General features: G+C 63.8%; 15 protein-coding genes and 1 tRNA gene. 10 read left to right on the forward strand and 6 right to left on the reverse strand.

Annotation, left to right across the window (positions count from 1 at the left end; all coding sequences use genetic code 11):
* The 5 genes from hisA to AC25M7_RS01140 all read right to left on the reverse strand — a co-directional run bounded on the left by hisA (position 1) and on the right by AC25M7_RS01140 (position 4,189).
* Positions 1-738, reverse strand: a complete 738-nt coding sequence (gene hisA / locus AC25M7_RS01120) for a 1-(5-phosphoribosyl)-5-[(5-phosphoribosylamino)methylideneamino]imidazole-4-carboxamide isomerase (protein ID WP_028688461.1) — start codon at positions 736-738, stop codon at positions 1-3.
* Positions 739-765: 27 nt separating this feature from the next.
* Positions 766-1,026, reverse strand: a complete 261-nt coding sequence (locus tag AC25M7_RS01125) for a DUF2164 domain-containing protein (RefSeq protein ID WP_028688462.1) — start codon at positions 1,024-1,026, stop codon at positions 766-768.
* Positions 1,027-1,665, reverse strand: a complete 639-nt coding sequence (gene hisH / locus AC25M7_RS01130; protein WP_486970641.1) for an imidazole glycerol phosphate synthase subunit HisH — start codon at positions 1,663-1,665, stop codon at positions 1,027-1,029.
* Positions 1,666-2,259, reverse strand: coding sequence for an imidazoleglycerol-phosphate dehydratase HisB (gene hisB / locus AC25M7_RS01135; RefSeq protein WP_028688464.1), 594 nt, complete (start codon positions 2,257-2,259; stop codon positions 1,666-1,668).
* A gap of 271 nt (positions 2,260-2,530) precedes the next feature.
* Complete coding sequence (locus AC25M7_RS01140) at positions 2,531-4,189, reverse strand: OFA family MFS transporter (protein WP_028688465.1); 1,659 nt, start codon at positions 4,187-4,189, stop codon at positions 2,531-2,533.
* A 425-nt stretch (positions 4,190-4,614) separates the two neighbouring features.
* On the opposite strand from AC25M7_RS01140, the gene AC25M7_RS01145 reads away from it, so the two are divergent.
* From AC25M7_RS01145 to AC25M7_RS01170, 6 genes are all read left to right on the forward strand, one after another.
* Entirely contained in the window at positions 4,615-6,864 is a 2,250-nt protein-coding gene (locus AC25M7_RS01145) for an AsmA family protein (protein WP_028688466.1), read from the forward strand.
* On the forward strand, positions 6,861-7,928 hold the full coding sequence (mutY, locus tag AC25M7_RS01150) for an A/G-specific adenine glycosylase (protein WP_028688467.1): 1,068 nt from the start codon (positions 6,861-6,863) through the stop codon (positions 7,926-7,928). Before AC25M7_RS01145 ends, mutY begins: the two co-directional genes overlap by 4 nt.
* Positions 7,925-8,197 carry an oxidative damage protection protein gene (locus AC25M7_RS01155; protein WP_011536185.1) on the forward strand — a complete coding sequence of 91 codons (273 nt, stop codon included), beginning with the start codon at positions 7,925-7,927 and terminating at the stop codon, positions 8,195-8,197. Before mutY ends, AC25M7_RS01155 begins: the two co-directional genes overlap by 4 nt.
* Before the next feature lie 89 nt (positions 8,198-8,286).
* A tRNA-Phe gene (locus AC25M7_RS01160) sits at positions 8,287-8,362 on the forward strand.
* A gap of 188 nt (positions 8,363-8,550) precedes the next feature.
* Positions 8,551-9,561: a polyphosphate kinase 2 gene (gene ppk2 / locus AC25M7_RS01165; protein WP_028688468.1), complete on the forward strand. Its 1,011-nt coding sequence runs from the start codon at positions 8,551-8,553 to the stop codon at positions 9,559-9,561.
* 106 nt (positions 9,562-9,667) lie between these two features.
* Positions 9,668-10,111, forward strand: a complete 444-nt coding sequence (locus AC25M7_RS01170) for a hypothetical protein (RefSeq protein ID WP_028688469.1) — start codon at positions 9,668-9,670, stop codon at positions 10,109-10,111.
* A gap of 80 nt (positions 10,112-10,191) precedes the next feature.
* On the opposite strand, the gene gabP is transcribed toward AC25M7_RS01170, so the two are convergent.
* Positions 10,192-11,577, reverse strand: coding sequence for a GABA permease (gene gabP / locus AC25M7_RS01175; RefSeq protein WP_028688470.1), 1,386 nt, complete (start codon positions 11,575-11,577; stop codon positions 10,192-10,194).
* A 606-nt stretch (positions 11,578-12,183) separates the two neighbouring features.
* On the opposite strand from gabP, the gene AC25M7_RS01180 reads away from it, so the two are divergent.
* From AC25M7_RS01180 to AC25M7_RS01195, 4 genes are read left to right on the forward strand one after another with little or no spacing between them, the layout of a single operon-like run.
* Positions 12,184-12,957 carry an ABC transporter ATP-binding protein gene (locus AC25M7_RS01180; protein ID WP_028688471.1) on the forward strand — a complete coding sequence of 258 codons (774 nt, stop codon included), beginning with the start codon at positions 12,184-12,186 and terminating at the stop codon, positions 12,955-12,957.
* An 11-nt stretch (positions 12,958-12,968) separates the two neighbouring features.
* Entirely contained in the window at positions 12,969-13,730 is a 762-nt protein-coding gene (locus AC25M7_RS01185) for an ABC transporter substrate-binding protein (RefSeq protein WP_028688472.1), read from the forward strand.
* Between the two features lie 57 nt (positions 13,731-13,787).
* Positions 13,788-14,480, forward strand: a complete 693-nt coding sequence (locus AC25M7_RS01190) for an ABC transporter permease (RefSeq protein ID WP_050703398.1) — start codon at positions 13,788-13,790, stop codon at positions 14,478-14,480.
* On the forward strand, positions 14,481-15,170 hold the full coding sequence (locus tag AC25M7_RS01195; RefSeq protein ID WP_028688474.1) for an ABC transporter permease: 690 nt from the start codon (positions 14,481-14,483) through the stop codon (positions 15,168-15,170).
* The last annotated feature ends 24 nt before the right edge of the window (positions 15,171-15,194 follow it).

Genomic DNA, 15,194 nt, shown 5'->3' on the forward strand with positions numbered 1-15,194 from the left:
TTAGCCTTGATAGTTGTCGCAGAAGGCCTGGGCCTCGGCGACGTCGAGGGTGCCTTCGTAGATGGCGCGGCCGGTGATGGCGCCGATGATGCCGGGGGCCTTGGCGTCCAGCAGGGCCTTGATGTCGCCCAGGTTGTGGATGCCGCCCGAGGCGATCACCGGGATCGAGGTGGCTTCGGCCAAGGCCTTGGTGAAGGGCACGTTGCAGCCCTGCATCATGCCGTCCTTGGCGATGTCGGTGTAGACGATCGCCGAGACGCCATCGGCCTCGAAACGCTTGGCCAGGTCAATGACCTGCACCGAGCTCACTTCGGCCCAGCCGTCGGTGGCGACGAAGCCGTCTTTCGCATCAAGACCGACGATGACCTTGCCCGGGAAGGCCTTGCACGCTTCGGCGACGAACTCGGGCTGCTTGACCGCCTTGGTGCCGATGATCACGTGGCTGACGCCGGCCTTGACGTAGTGCTCGATGGTTTCCAGCGAGCGGATGCCGCCGCCGATCTGGATCGGCAGGTTCGGGTAGCGCTTGGCGATGGCAGTGACCACTTCACCGTTGACCGGTTGGCCTTCAAAGGCGCCGTTCAGGTCGACCAGGTGCAGGCGACGGCAGCCACCCTCGACCCATTTGGCGGCCATGCTCACCGGGTCGTCGGAGAATACGGTGGAGTCTTCCATGCGGCCTTGGCGCAGGCGTACGCAGGCACCGTCCTTGAGATCGATAGCGGGGATAATCAGCATCTTGGCAACCTGTCTTGTTCGTTGGGTTCAGGGCTTCTCGAGCGCCCACAGGTCGCTTTCGATGCTCTCGAACCGCTCCTTGAGGTGCAGTTGAACATCGGCAATCGCCCTGTTGTAGTAATGGGGTGCAATTTCCTTGCTGAACAGCTCGAGGACCTCGGCCACCTCGAACGACCCCAGCTGCAGCTCGAAGCGGTCTTCGAGGAAACGCTTGAGCGTGTCGAGCGCGTCGCGCTCCTGCTCCGGCGTCAGCGTGATGATCGGGGCCTTGGTCTTCGATCGGCTCATTTACCAGCGCCCGTCCCAGGCGACGAAGTTCTGCAGCAGCTGCAGGCCATGGGTATGGCTCTTCTCCGGGTGGAACTGCACGGCAAAGCGCGAGCCATCGGCCAGCGCGGCGGCGAAGTCGACGCCATAGTGGCCGCGACCGACGACCTGGCCCAGCTTGCCGGCGTTGATGTAGTAGCTGTGCACAAAGTAGAAGCGCGCCCGGTCAGGGATGTCATGCCACAGCGGGTGGTCAATGGTCTGGCTCACTTCGTTCCAGCCCATGTGCGGCACCTTCAGGTGCTCGCCGTCTTCCTTGAGGTCTTTACCGAAGAAGCGCACCTGGCCGGGGAACAGGCCGATGCAATCGACGCCATCGTTTTCTTCGCTGTGGTCGAGCAGCGCCTGCATGCCCACGCAGATACCGAGGAACGGACGGTCCTGGCTGACCTCGCGCACCAGGCTGTCAAAGCCCAGGCGGCGGATCTCGGCCATGCAGTCGCGGATCGCGCCGACGCCGGGGAACACCACGCGGTCGGCTTCACGAATCACCGCGGCGTCGCTGGTCACCAGCACCTTGCCGGCGCCCACGTGCTCGAGGGCCTTGGCCACCGAGTGCAGGTTGCCCATGCCATAGTCGATTACGGCTACCGTCTGCATTTACAGGCACCCTTTGGTGGACGGCATCTGCCCGGCCATGCGCTCGTCGAGGGTGACGGCCATGCGCAGGGCGCGGCCGAAAGCCTTGAACACGGTCTCGATCTGGTGGTGGGTGTTGTGGCCACGCAGGTTGTCGATGTGCAGGGTCACCAGGGCGTGGTTGACGAAGCCCTGGAAGAACTCCTGGAACAGGTCGACATCGAAGCCGCCGACGGTGGCGCGGGTGTAGGGCACATGCATCTGCAGGCCCGGGCGCCCCGAGAAGTCGATGACCACGCGCGACAACGCTTCGTCCAGCGGCACATAGGCATGGCCATAGCGGAAGATGCCTTTCTTGTCGCCGATGGCCTGGGCGAACGCCATGCCGAGGGTGATGCCAACGTCCTCGACGGTATGGTGATCGTCGATATGCAGGTCGCCCTTGCACTCGATGTCCAGGTCGATCAGCCCATGCCGGGCGATCTGGTCGAGCATGTGTTCAAGGAAAGGCACGCCGATTTCAAATCGGGCCTTGCCGCTGCCATCGAGGTTGATCGAGCACTTGACCTGGGTTTCCAGGGTATTGCGCTCGACGGAAGCCTTACGTTCGACCATCACCAGCTCCGCAAAATCATTGGGCGAAAAGGGCTCCATTATAGGCCCAGAACGCGCCGGCTTGAAACGCGGATGACATATGGCAGGGCTAGTAATTACGGGGGCGGGACGGGCCTACAGGTCTATACAAGTACCTTTGGGGGCTGCTTCGCAGCCCATCGCGACACAGGGCCGCTCCCACAGGAGCCTCGTGAGCCTGAAGGTACGCAATGCCTGTGGGAGCGGCCTTGTGTCGCGAAGGGGGCGCAAAGCGCCCCCAGGGCCAGCTAACTCAGTGAAACAGCACCGCCGTCTTCTGCAAGGTGATCCACACCCCCCAGGCCAGCGGAATCACCACCACGGCCCAGGCCAGCAGCACCAACGGCAGGCTGCCCGGCGCCGCATGCCACTCCAGCGAGCGTGCCGAATCGACACCCTTGTCATGGCTCAGCGCTCGCTCGGCAGCCAGTTCGGCATCGGTCATGAAGTACTTGTCCGCTACCGGCCGCACCAACATGTTGCAGATGAAGCCCAGCACCAGCAGGCCGGCGAGAATGTACAAGGTCATGTCGTAAGCCGCCGCGCGCTCCACGCCCGCAGCCAGCTGCGCCTCGCGCAGGTAGGTGATCAGCACTGGGCCGAGCACGCCTGCCGCCGCCCAGGCCGTCAGCAGGCGACCATGGATGGCGCCGACCATCTGTGTGCCGAACAGGTCGGCCAAGTACGCCGGGACGGTGGCGAAACCGCCGCCGTACATCGACAGGATGATGCAGAACGCCGCCACGAACAGCGCCACGTTGCCGATGTGCCCCATGTTCGGCACCAGGCTGTAGAGGCCCACGCCCAGGGCGAAGAAGGCAAAGTAGGTATTCTTGCGGCCGATGTAGTCGGAGAACGACGCCCAGAAGAAGCGCCCGCCGATGTTGAACAGGCTCAGCAGCCCGGTGAAGCCGGCGGCAATGGCGGCGATCTGCGCCAGCTGCGCGGCGTTCAGTTCGCTGAACGTCAGTTCGTTGCCCAGCAGCTTGCCGGCAAACACTTCCTGCAACAGCGGAGAGGCCATGCCCAGGATGCCGATACCGGCCGACACGTTCAGGCACAGCACCAGCCACACCAGGGCGAACTGCGGGGTCTTCCAGGCCACGCTGACGTGCACGTGACGATCGGTGACCATGGCGTTGGCCTTCTTCGCCGGCGGCGTCCAGCCTTCAGGCTTCCAGCCGGTCGGCGGCACGCGGTAGGCCAGGGCGCCGGCGGTCATGAACACGAAGTAGATCGCGGCCATGGCCACGAAACTCTGCCATACGCCCACTTCGGTCGGGCTGGAGAAATGGCCCATCAGTGCGGTGGCCAGCGGCGCGCCCACCATGGCACCCCCGCCAAAGCCCATGATCGCCATGCCGGTGGCCATGCCGCGCTTGTCCGGGAACCACTTGATCAGCGTCGACACCGGCGAGATGTAGCCCAGACCCAGGCCGATCCCACCGATCACCCCCGAGCCCAGCCACATCAGCCACAACTGGTGGGTCTTCACGCCGATCGCCGAGATCAGCAGGCCACCGCACCAGCATAGCGCCGATACCAGGCCGGCCTTGCGCGGGCCGGCGTGCTCCAGCCAGCCGCCGAGCACCGCGGCCGAGCAGCCGAGGAACACGAAGAACAGGGTGTAGATCCAGCTGAGCATGGAGATTGGCCAGTCGCACTCGGCGCTGAACAGTCGGGCGACAAAGCCCATGTCGGCGGCGCAGGCCACCGGTGCGCTGACACCCAAGGCCTGGGACAGCGGCAGCCAGAACACCGAAAAGCCATAGGCCATGCCGATGCACAGGTGGATCGCCAGGGCCGCCGGCGGCACCAGCCAGCGATTGAAGCCCGGACGGGCGATGATGCGCTCCTTCGACAGGAAGCCCGGCGCGCTCGCCACCGTCCCCGACGTGATACTGCTGTTCATGGATTGTTCCTTTTGTAGGTGGGCTGTGCGCATGGACGGCTCTGCTTCGGCTGCACGCAAGGCAGCCCGGCCGCTTGGGCTGGCACCCCGCGACAATGGGTCGCGGGGACTCCACGGGCGGGCGCAAGATTACCAGCAGGGGGTGACATGAAAGCAATCTGATATCGTGTTTTTTTCTTCAGCTGAATCGGTATTTCGCGTATTCAGGTGAGATTGTGTCGCCTGTTCGGGCCTCATCGCGGGGCAAGCCCGCTCCCACGTTGGTCAGGATTCGCGTGGGAGCGGGCTTGCTCCGCGATGAGGCCCGGACAGGCAACAAATGAACTGCCGCCATTGCCACTGTCGAAATGTCGGATACGCAGAGCCAAGTGCCACGGCGCTATACTCGCCGCTGAATTTCTAAATCGGACTACAAGGACTCGCCCATGAAAGCGTTCGGCAAAATCCTGGGGCTGGGACTTCTCGGGTTGTTGCTGATCATCGTGGCGCTGGGCTTCGCCCTGACCCACCTCTTCGATCCCAACGACTACAAAGATGAAATCCGCAAGCTGGCCCGCGACAAGGCCCATGTGGAACTGACCCTCAACGGCGACATCGGCTGGAGCCTGTTCCCCTGGCTGGGCCTGGAACTGCACGAAGCAAGCATCGCCACGCTGAACAACCCCAAGGTGCCGTTCGCCGACCTGCAGATGCTCGGCCTGTCAGTGCGCGTGCTGCCGCTGCTGCGCCGCGAGGTGCAGATGAGCGATGTGCGGGTCGAGGGCCTCAACCTGACCCTGACACGCGACGCCAACGGCCATGGCAACTGGGAAGACATCGGCAAGCCACTGCCGCAGCCGACCGTCGCAGGCGCGTCGGCGAGCACGCCGACTGAAACGCCAGCCGCCACACCAGCCAACTCGGAAGCCAGCGAGCGCTCGGTCAAGCTCGACATCGACAGCCTGACCGTCAATAACGCCCGCGTGCTCTACACCGACGAGAAAGCCGGACAGACCTATGGCGCCGAAAGCATCCAGCTGAGCACAGGTCCCGTGCACGAAGGCGCGAACATCGCGCTCAAGGCCAGCGCCTTCCTCAGCGCCAGCCAGCCGAACATCAAGGCGCGCACCGAGCTGACCGGCGAGCTGCGCTTCGACCGCAAGCTCAAGCGCTACAACCTCGAGGACATGCGTCTGTCCGGCGAAACCTCGGGCGAGCCGCTCTCCGGCAAGACCCTGACCTTCGTTGCCCAAGGGCAGGTGCTGGTCGACCTGGCGGCCAATGTCGCGTCCTGGAGCGGCCTGAAGGTCTCGGCCAACCAGTTGCGTGCCCTGGGCGAGCTGAACGTGCGTGACCTCGACAAGGCCCCGCAGGTCAGCGGCGGCCTGTCCATCGCCCAGTTCGACCTGCGCAGCTTCCTCGACAGCATCGGCCACCCGCTGCCGGCCACCGCTGACCCGGCGGCATTCAAGAAACTGGAGCTGGTCACCCGCCTGCAAGGCACGCAGAACAGCCTGGCCCTGGAAGACCTGGCGGTGAAGCTGGACGACAGCACCTTCACCGGCCGTGTCGCCGTGGACGACTTCGCCAAGCAAGCGTTGCGTGTGCGCCTCAAAGCCGACACGTTCAACGCCGATCGCTACCTGCCGGCCAAAAGCGAAGAGGCCAAGGGCGCCACGGCAGCGCGCCAGGCCGAGGTCAAGCAGCAGGAAGCCACCGCCGTCGCTGGCGCGGGCACCACACCACTGCCCGACGCTCCGACCCAGGTGGCCTGGAGCAACGACAAGCTGTTGCCGGTCGACCGCCTGCGCGCCCTGGACCTGCAGGCCGACCTGTCGTTCGGCGCGCTGACCCTGGACAAGCTGCCGATCAGCGACGCGCAGTTGACCGCCAGCGGCCAGGCCGGCCTGGTCACCCTGCAGACCCTGCGCGGCGGCCTGTACAACGGCACCTTCGAGGCCAAGGGCACTGTCGACGTACGCCCTGCCGTGCCGCAGATCGGCGTGAACGCCAAGATCAGTCGCGTGCCGGTGGAGCACTTCATCAAGCGCGAAAGCCCGGACCAGGCGCCGCCGGTCAAGGGCCTGCTGACCCTGAACAGCGACCTGACCGCCACCGGCAACAGCCAGAAAGCCTTGGTCGATACCCTCAACGGCAACGCCAGCTTCACCATCAATGATGGTGTGCTGGTCAACGCCAACCTGGAACAGCAGCTGTGCCAGGCCATCGCCACCCTCAACCGCAAGCAGCTCAGCGGCGAACAACGGGGCAAGGACACGCCGTTCCAGGAACTGCGCGGCAGCCTGGTGGTGCGTAACGGCGTAGCCAGCAACCCGGACCTCAAGGCACGCATCCCGGGCCTGACCGTCAACGGCCATGGCGACCTCGACCTGCGCGTGCTGGGCATGGACTACAACGTCGGTGTGATCGTCGAGGGCGACCAGCGCGCCATGCCCGACCCGGCCTGCCAGGTCAACGAGCGCTTTACCGGTGTCGAAGTACCGCTGCGCTGCCGTGGCCCGCTGGAGCTGGGCGCCAAGGCCTGCCGCCTGGACCAGGACGGCCTGGGCAAGGTCGCCGCGAAGCTGGCCGGCAACCGCCTGAAGGACAAGATCGATGAAAAACTCGAAGAGAAACTCGGAGACAAGGTGAGCCCGGAACTCAAAGATGCGCTCAAGGGGCTGTTCAAACGATGACCCCCCAGCAGTTCTCCAGCGCCGTGCTGGACTGGTACGACCAGCACGGCCGCCACGACCTGCCCTGGCAACAGGGCATCACCCCGTATCGGGTGTGGGTCTCCGAAATCATGCTGCAACAGACGCAAGTCAGCACCGTGCTCAACTACTTCGACCGTTTCATGCAGGCGCTACCGACCGTGCAGGCTCTGGCCGAGGCGCCGGAGGACGAGGTGCTGCACCTGTGGACGGGCCTTGGCTACTACACCCGCGCCCGTAACCTGCAAAAAGCCGCGAAGATCGTTGTCGAGCAGCATGGCGGCGAGTTCCCACGCAGCGTCGAGCAACTCACCGAATTGCCCGGCATCGGGCGCTCCACGGCGGGCGCCATCGCCAGCATCAGCATGGGCATCCGCGCACCGATCCTCGACGGCAACGTCAAGCGCGTGCTGGCCCGCTTCACCGCGCAGGCCGGCTACCCCGGCGAGCCCAAAGTGGCCAACCAGCTCTGGGCCACCGCCGAACGCTTCACACCGATGACCCGGGTCAACCACTTCACCCAGGCCATGATGGACATGGGCGCCACGCTGTGCACCCGCAGCAAGCCCAGTTGCCTGATCTGCCCGCTGCAAAGGGGTTGCGAGGCACACCTGCATGGCGAAGAGACCCGCTACCCCGAGCCCAAGCCGCGCAAGGCCCTGCCCCAGCGCAAGACCCTGATGCCGCTGCTGACCAACCACGAAGGCGCGATCCTGCTCTATCGCCGGCCCTCCACCGGCCTGTGGGGCGGACTATGGAGCCTGCCGGAGCTGGACAGCCTGGAACAGCTCGACGACCTCGCGTACCAGCACGGCCTGCGCCTGAACGGCAGCCAGGCCCTGGACGGCCTGACCCACACCTTCAGCCATTTCCAACTGGCCATCGAACCCTGGCTGGTGCGTGTCGAGCCCGTCGGCTCGTACGTGGCCGAGCCCGACTGGCTCTGGTATAACCTCGCCACCCCGCCGCGCCTGGGCCTCGCCGCCCCTGTCAAGAAGCTGCTGCAACGCGCGGCCGACGAACTGATTGCAGGAGATAAGCCATGACCCGCACCGTGAAGTGCCGCAAGTACAACGAAGAACTCCCAGGCCTCGACCGCCCGCCCTACCCGGGCGCCAAGGGCCAGGACATCTTCGAGCACATCTCGCAGAAAGCCTGGAAGGAGTGGCAGGACCACCAGACCATGCTGATCAACGAAAAGCGCCTGAACATGATGAATGCCGAAGACCGCAAATTCATCCAGGCCGAGATGGACAAGTTCTTCGCCGGCGAGGATTACGCCCAGGCCGAAGGCTACGTTCCGCCCTCGAATTGACCCACGAATCGTAAGCGACGGAATTAATTTAAATTTTTTTGAAAAAGTCGTTGACGGCCTCTGAGAAAATCTATTTAATTCACCCCGTCGCCCAGATAGCTCAGTCGGTAGAGCAGAGGATTGAAAATCCTCGTGTCGGCGGTTCGACTCCGTCTCTGGGCACCACCTTCAAGCTTCTGGTGGTTGCAAAGTTACCCGAAGCGACACAAGAAACCCGCCTAGTGCGGGTTTTTTGTTGCCTACCGTTTTACCCCAGGAATCCTTCGCCCCTGGTTGATCGATATCAAAATGCCTCCCATTGCTCCTGCATAGGATGGAAGGTGGACATTCGACCGACCCCCGCAAGGACCTCCATGAGCGAAGAATCCGCCACCCTCCTCCTGCCAGCGCCCGCCGAGGCCGCCAGCAGCCCCAAGCCAGCCCCTCGCCCTCGTCGCCCACGCCAGCGCAAGCCGGCCACCAGCACCGCCGCGCAAGAGACCATTACCCAGGTCAGCCAGCAGCCCGCCGCCCTGGAAGTGGCGAACGCTCGCAAAGGCAGCAACGAAGACAGCACCTCCGCTCGCCTACCGGCCAACTACCCCTACCGCACGCGCATGCGCCGCCAGGACTATGAGAAGGCCAAGCATGACCTGCAGATCGAGCTGCTCAAGGTACAGAACTGGGTGAAGGAAACCGGCCAGCGCATCGTCGTGCTGTTCGAGGGCCGTGACGCCGCCGGCAAGGGCGGCACCATCAAGCGCTTCATGGAGCACCTGAACCCGCGCGGCGCGCGCATCGTCGCGCTGGAGAAGCCCTCCGAGCAGGAGAAGGGGCAGTGGTACTTCCAGCGCTACGTCCAGCACCTGCCCACAGCCGGCGAAATGGTGTTCTTCGACCGCTCCTGGTACAACCGCGCCGGGGTCGAGAAGGTCATGGACTTCTGCTCGCCCCTGCAGTACCTGGAATTCATGCGCCAAGCGCCGGAGCTGGAGCGCATGCTGTGCAACAGCGGCATCCTGCTGTTCAAGTTCTGGTTCTCGGTGAACCGCGAGGAGCAGTTGCGCCGCTTCATTTCGCGCCGTGACGATCCGCTCAAGCACTGGAAGCTGTCGCCCATCGACATCAAGTCGCTGGACAAGTGGGAGGACTACACCGCGGCCAAGGAAGCGATGTTCTTCCACACCGACACCGCCGATGCACCGTGGACGGTAATCAAGTCGGACGACAAGAAGCGGGCACGGATCAACTGCATTCGCCACTTCCTGCATTCGCTGGATTATCCGGGTAAGGATCACAGCGTGGCGCATGCGCCGGATCCGTTGCTGGTCGGGCGGGCTTCGCGGGGCTTCGAGGAGGATGAGCCGGAGGCGCTAGTCAGTTAAGCCCCGGGGGCGCGTTGCGCCCCCGGCGATCTCGAATACCTGCTTGGGTTTCCCTGGCAACTACGCTTCAATACGCGCCTTTACCAGACACCCCAAGGATCCACCCATGGCCACCAACACCAAACAACAGAAACGCGCCAAGCGCGCCGCCACCAAGGCCAAGCAGAACCGCATGGTGCGCAGCGGCCAGGCGGTCAAGGCCAGCGCCGGTGACAGCGCCAGCGTCGAGCAGGTGTTCAACAAGGCCATGGAGTCGGGCAGCTACAACAGCCTGTTCGAAAAGATGAAGCAAGCCCAGGAGAACGGCCTGGTGCCGATGATCTCGGTATTCCTGGTCGACCCGCTGCTGGCACTGGTGCTCAAGGGCCACAAAGAAGAACACGCCACCGACTACATCGTCCTGGTGTTCACCGCCTACCGCAAATGGCTCGACGGTGCCGACGAGGACGCGACCATGGCCTGGCTGGAAAGCGACGAGTTCCAGGACGCCTATGTCACTGCCTCGGAAGTCGTGGCCAGGCAGCAGCAACAGCAGAAGCAGTTCGGCTGAGTCGCTCCCACCCCCGCACAAGTCAAACAAAAAGGCCGCGCCCCTCACAGGACGCGGCCTTTGCATTTCACGCCAACGGATCAGCTATCCAGCGCCACCCGCGCAGCAGCGCCGCGCTTGCGGTGCAGCAACAGGCCAGCCGCCACCACGCCAATGCTCAGGATCGCCGTGGCGATGATCTCGGCACGGTGGTCTTCACGCAGGCCCATCACCACCAGAATGGCGATGATGAAAGCGATGGTCGCCCAGGTCAGGCCCGGGAACATCCACATCTTGAACGAGATCTTCTCGCCCTTCGCCTCACGCTGGGCACGCATGCGCAGTTGCGACACGGCGATCACCAGGTACACCAGCAGGGCGATGGCGCCGGAGCTTGCCAGCAGGAACTCGAACACCGCGGCCGGGGCCAGGAAGTTGGCGAACACGCACAGGAAGGCTGCGGCAGTGGACAGCAGCACGGCCCAGTGCGGAGTGCCCGCCTTGGTGGTGCGCTGGGCGATGGCCGGGGCGTCGCCACGCTTGCTCAGGGAGAACAGCATGCGCGAGGAGGTGTACAGCGCCGAGTTCAGGCAGCTGGTCACGGCGATCAGCACGACGATGTCGACGATCAGCTTGGCATTCGGCACGCCGATCAGGCTGAGGACAGTCTGGTAGGAGCCTTTCTCGGCCAGGGCCGGATCGTTCCACGGCACCATGGCCACGACCAGGAAGATCGACACCAGGTAGAACAGGCAGATACGCCAGATCACCGAGTTGGTGGCCTTGCTGATCTGCTTGCCCGGGTCTTTCGACTCGGCGGCGGCAATGGTGACGATCTCGGTACCCATGAACGAGAACATGGTGGTCAGCATCGCGGCCAGCACCGCGCCCAGGCCGTTGGGCATGAAGCCCTGGGTATCGAACAGATGGCTGACGCCGCTGACCTGGCTACTCGGCACCATGCCGAACATGGCCGCGCAACCGACGACGATGAAACCGATGATCGCCAGCACCTTGAGCAGGGCGAACCAGAACTCGAACTCACCGTAGTTCTTCACGCTGAACAGGTTGGTGACGGTCAGCGCCAGGGTGATGATCAGGGAGAAGGCCCACAGGTCCACCGACGGGAACCAGGCATGCAGGATGGCCGCGGCGGCGTTGGCCTCCAGCGGGATCACCAGGACCCAGAACCACCAGTACAGCCAGCCAATGGTGAAACCAGCCCAGCGCCCGATGGCGCGGTCGGCGTAGGTGGAGAAGGAACCGGTATCCGGCGAGGCGACCGCCATTTCGCCGAGCATGCGCATCACCAGCACCACCAGGGTACCAGCGGCGGCGTAGGCCAGCAGCACGGCAGGGCCGGCGGCAGCGATGGCATGGCCGGAGCCGACGAATAGGCCGGCGCCGATCACGCCGGCAATCGACAGCATGGTCACATGCCGTTGCTTGAGCCCCTGAGCGAGGTCATTGGAATTGTTACCGCTCATAAAACTACCTTTGTAAGGAGGTGGACTACACGAATGACTGGCCAGCGCGCCGGGGTGTGAGTGGGCGTCGCTGCATTCAGTGGTTTCCGGATGGCAATAAGCGGGCCAGCTGAGAATGGCTTTCGTCTGAAATGTTTCTGCAACCAATAACGACGCGGCTTGCAGGGCATTGTGCCAAGCCTTGGCCGAAAGGTCGCCAACCCCCCGTGCCAAGTTGGGATTACTGAAATACCCACTTACAAACGCACCAAAGGTGCCCCTCGGTAACACCCAGGCACACATTCAGGGCAAGGCAAAGCGCAACCCACGGGCGCAACCCGGACCCCACATAACACGCAACACAGTGCCACCCGGCCAAAAACGGCTTCCCAGACCGGAGCAAAGCTGGCACCATCGCGCCTTTTTTCATCAAGGCTCCGGTGCTGGGCAAAACGCCAATGCGGATATCCTGGCGACAGTCCACTGCAGCGATGCGACAAACTGTCCTACCAGCGACCCGAGCCCCCCGCGACCCGGTTGGCCGCCGTTGCGCCGCTATGCTAGCGTGGCGCTCGCCAGGAAGGCCGCCAACAGCTGGGAACGCACCCGAACACATGAGGACCGCACATGGCCCAGGCCACGCCCGCGCTGGAAATCCGCAACCTGCACAAACGCTATGGCGAGCAGGAAATTCTCAAGGGCATTTCGCTGACCGCGCGCGACGGTGACGTGATCTCCATCCTCGGCTCATCCGGCTCTGGCAAGTCCACCCTGCTGCGCTGCATCAACCTGCTGGAGAACCCGCACCAGGGCGAAATCCTCGTCGCCGGTGAAGCCCTCAAACTCAAGGCGCAGAAAAACGGCGACCTGATCGCCGCCGACAACCGCCAGATCAACCGCCTGCGCAGCGAAATCGGCTTTGTCTTCCAGAATTTCAACCTGTGGCCGCACATGTCGATCCTCGACAACATCATCGAGGCGCCGCGCCGCGTGCTCGGCCAGAGCAAGGCCGAGGCCACCGAGCACGCCGAGGCGCTGTTGAACAAGGTCGGCATCTTCGACAAGCGCCACAGCTACCCCGCCCAGCTTTCCGGTGGCCAGCAACAGCGTGCCGCCATCGCCCGTACCCTGGCCATGAAACCCAAGGTCATCCTGTTCGACGAGCCAACCTCGGCGCTCGATCCGGAAATGGTCCAGGAAGTGCTTAACGTCATCCGCGCATTGGCCGAAGAAGGCCGTACCATGCTGCTGGTGACGCACGAGATGAACTTTGCCCGCCAGGTGTCCAGTGAAGTGGTCTTCCTGCACCAGGGCCTGGTCGAAGAGCAAGGATCGCCGCAGCAGGTCTTCGAGAACCCGACCTCGGCGCGTTGTAAGCAATTCATGTCCAGCCACCGCTAACGGAGCACTACATGCAGACCTACAAGAAGTTCCTCCTGGCAGCTGCTGCCACGCTGGTGATGTCGGCCAATGCCATGGCCGCCGAGAAACTGCGCATGGGTATCGAAGCCGCTTACCCACCGTTCAACAACAAGGATGCCAGCGGCCAGGTCGTCGGCTTCGACAAGGACATCGGCGACGCCCTGTGCGCCAAGATGAAGGTCGAATGCGAAGTGGTCACTTCCGACTGGGACGGCATCATCCCGGCGTTGAACGCCAAGAAGTTCGACTTCATCGTCTCGTCGTTGTCGATCACCGATGAGCGCAAGCAGGCGGTGGACTTCACCGACCCGTACTACTCGAACAAGCAGCAGTTCATCGCGCCGAAGAACGTCGACTTCAAGACCGACCGCGCCTCGCTCAAGGGCAAGACCATCGGTACCCAGCGCGCCACCCAGGCGGCAACCTGGCTGGATGACAACGGCGGCATGGATGGCGAGTTCAAGGTCAACCTCTACGACGGCCAGGAAAACGCCTACCTGGACCTGACCTCCGGCCGTGTCGACGCCATCCTCGCCGACAAGTACGCCAACTACGACTGGCTGAAATCCGACGCCGGCAAGAACTACGAGTTCAAGGGCGATCCGGTCAACGAAAGCGACAAGGTCGGCATCGCCGTGCGCAAGGGCGACAACGAACTGCGTAACAAGCTCAATGCCGCGCTGAAGGAAATCGTCGCCGACGGCACCTACAAGAAGATCAACGACAAGTACTTCCCGTTCAGCATCTATTGATTCGCCCCGACAGGCATCGCCGCCATGGCGGTGCCTGTCCCTTGAACAAACTTACCCATGACTATCGACCTGCACGGATTCGGCCCGGCCATGATGGCCGGTACCCTGATGACCGTAAAACTGGCGCTCTGCGCCTTGCTGCTGGGGCTGGCCCTGGGCCTGCTCGGCGCCTTGGCCAAGACTTCGTCGGTCAAGCCGCTGCAATGGCTTGGCGGCACCTATTCCACGTTGGTGCGCGGCGTACCCGAACTGCTTTGGGTGCTGCTCATCTACTTCGGCACCGTCGGGCTGATGAACAGCCTCGGCGCCGCCCTGAACATACCGGGCCTGGAGCTCAGCGCCTTCGCCGCTGGCGTCATCGCCCTGGGCCTGTGCTTCGGCGCCTACGCCACGGAAGTGTTCCGCGGCGCGATCCTGGCCATTCCCAAGGGGCACCGTGAAGCGGGCCTGGCGCTGGGCCTGTCCAAGGGCCGCATCCTCTCGCGGATCATCCTCCCACAGATGTGGCGCATCGCCCTGCCGGGCCTGGGCAACCTGTTCATGATCCTGATGAAGGACACCGCGCTGGTGTCGGTGATCGGCCTTGAAGAAATCATGCGCCACGCACAGATCGGCGTGACCGTGACCAAGGAGCCGTTCACCTTCTACGCGGTCGCCGCCTGCATCTACCTGGGCCTGACCATCATCGCGATGATCGGCATGCACTTCCTGGAAAAGCGCGCCGCTCGCGGCTTCATGAGGGCCGAGTAAATGAACTGGGAAGTCATCATCAAGTGGCTGCCGCGCCTGGCCCAGGGCGCGACCCTGACCCTGGAGCTGGTGGCCATCGCCGTCATCGCCGGCCTGATCCTGGCCATTCCGCTGGGGGTGGCGCGCTCTTCGCGGCACTGGTACGTGCGCGCCCTGCCCTACGGCTACATCTTCTTCTTCCGCGGCACGCCGCTGCTGGTGCAGCTGTTCCTGGTCTACTATGGCCTGGCCCAGTTCGAAGTGGTGCGCAACAGCTCGCTGTGGCCGTACCTGCGCGATCCTTTCTGGTGCACGGTGCTGACCATGACCCTGCACACCGCCGCCTACATCGCCGAGATCCTGCGCGGCGCCCTGCAGGCGATCCCCAAGGGCGAGATCGAGGCGGCCCGTGCACTGGGCATGTCGCGGGGCAAGACGTTGTTCTACATCATGCTGCCGCGCGCCACGCGCATCGGCCTGCCGGCCTACAGCAACGAAGTGATCCTGATGCTCAAGGCCAGCGCCCTGGCCAGCACCGTGACGTTGCTGGAGCTAACCGGCATGGCGCGGACCATCATCGCCCGCACCTACCTGCCGGTGGAGATCTTCTTTGCCGCCGGGGTGTTCTACCTCGTGATCTCGTTCGTGCTGGTGCAAGGCTTCAAGGTACTGGAGCGCTGGCTGCGCGTGGATGCCTGCCAGGGACGTTGAGCCCATGAAGACCTCGGGGCTGCA

It is taken from the genome of Pseudomonas sp. P106(2024) (genome assembly GCF_057480815.1).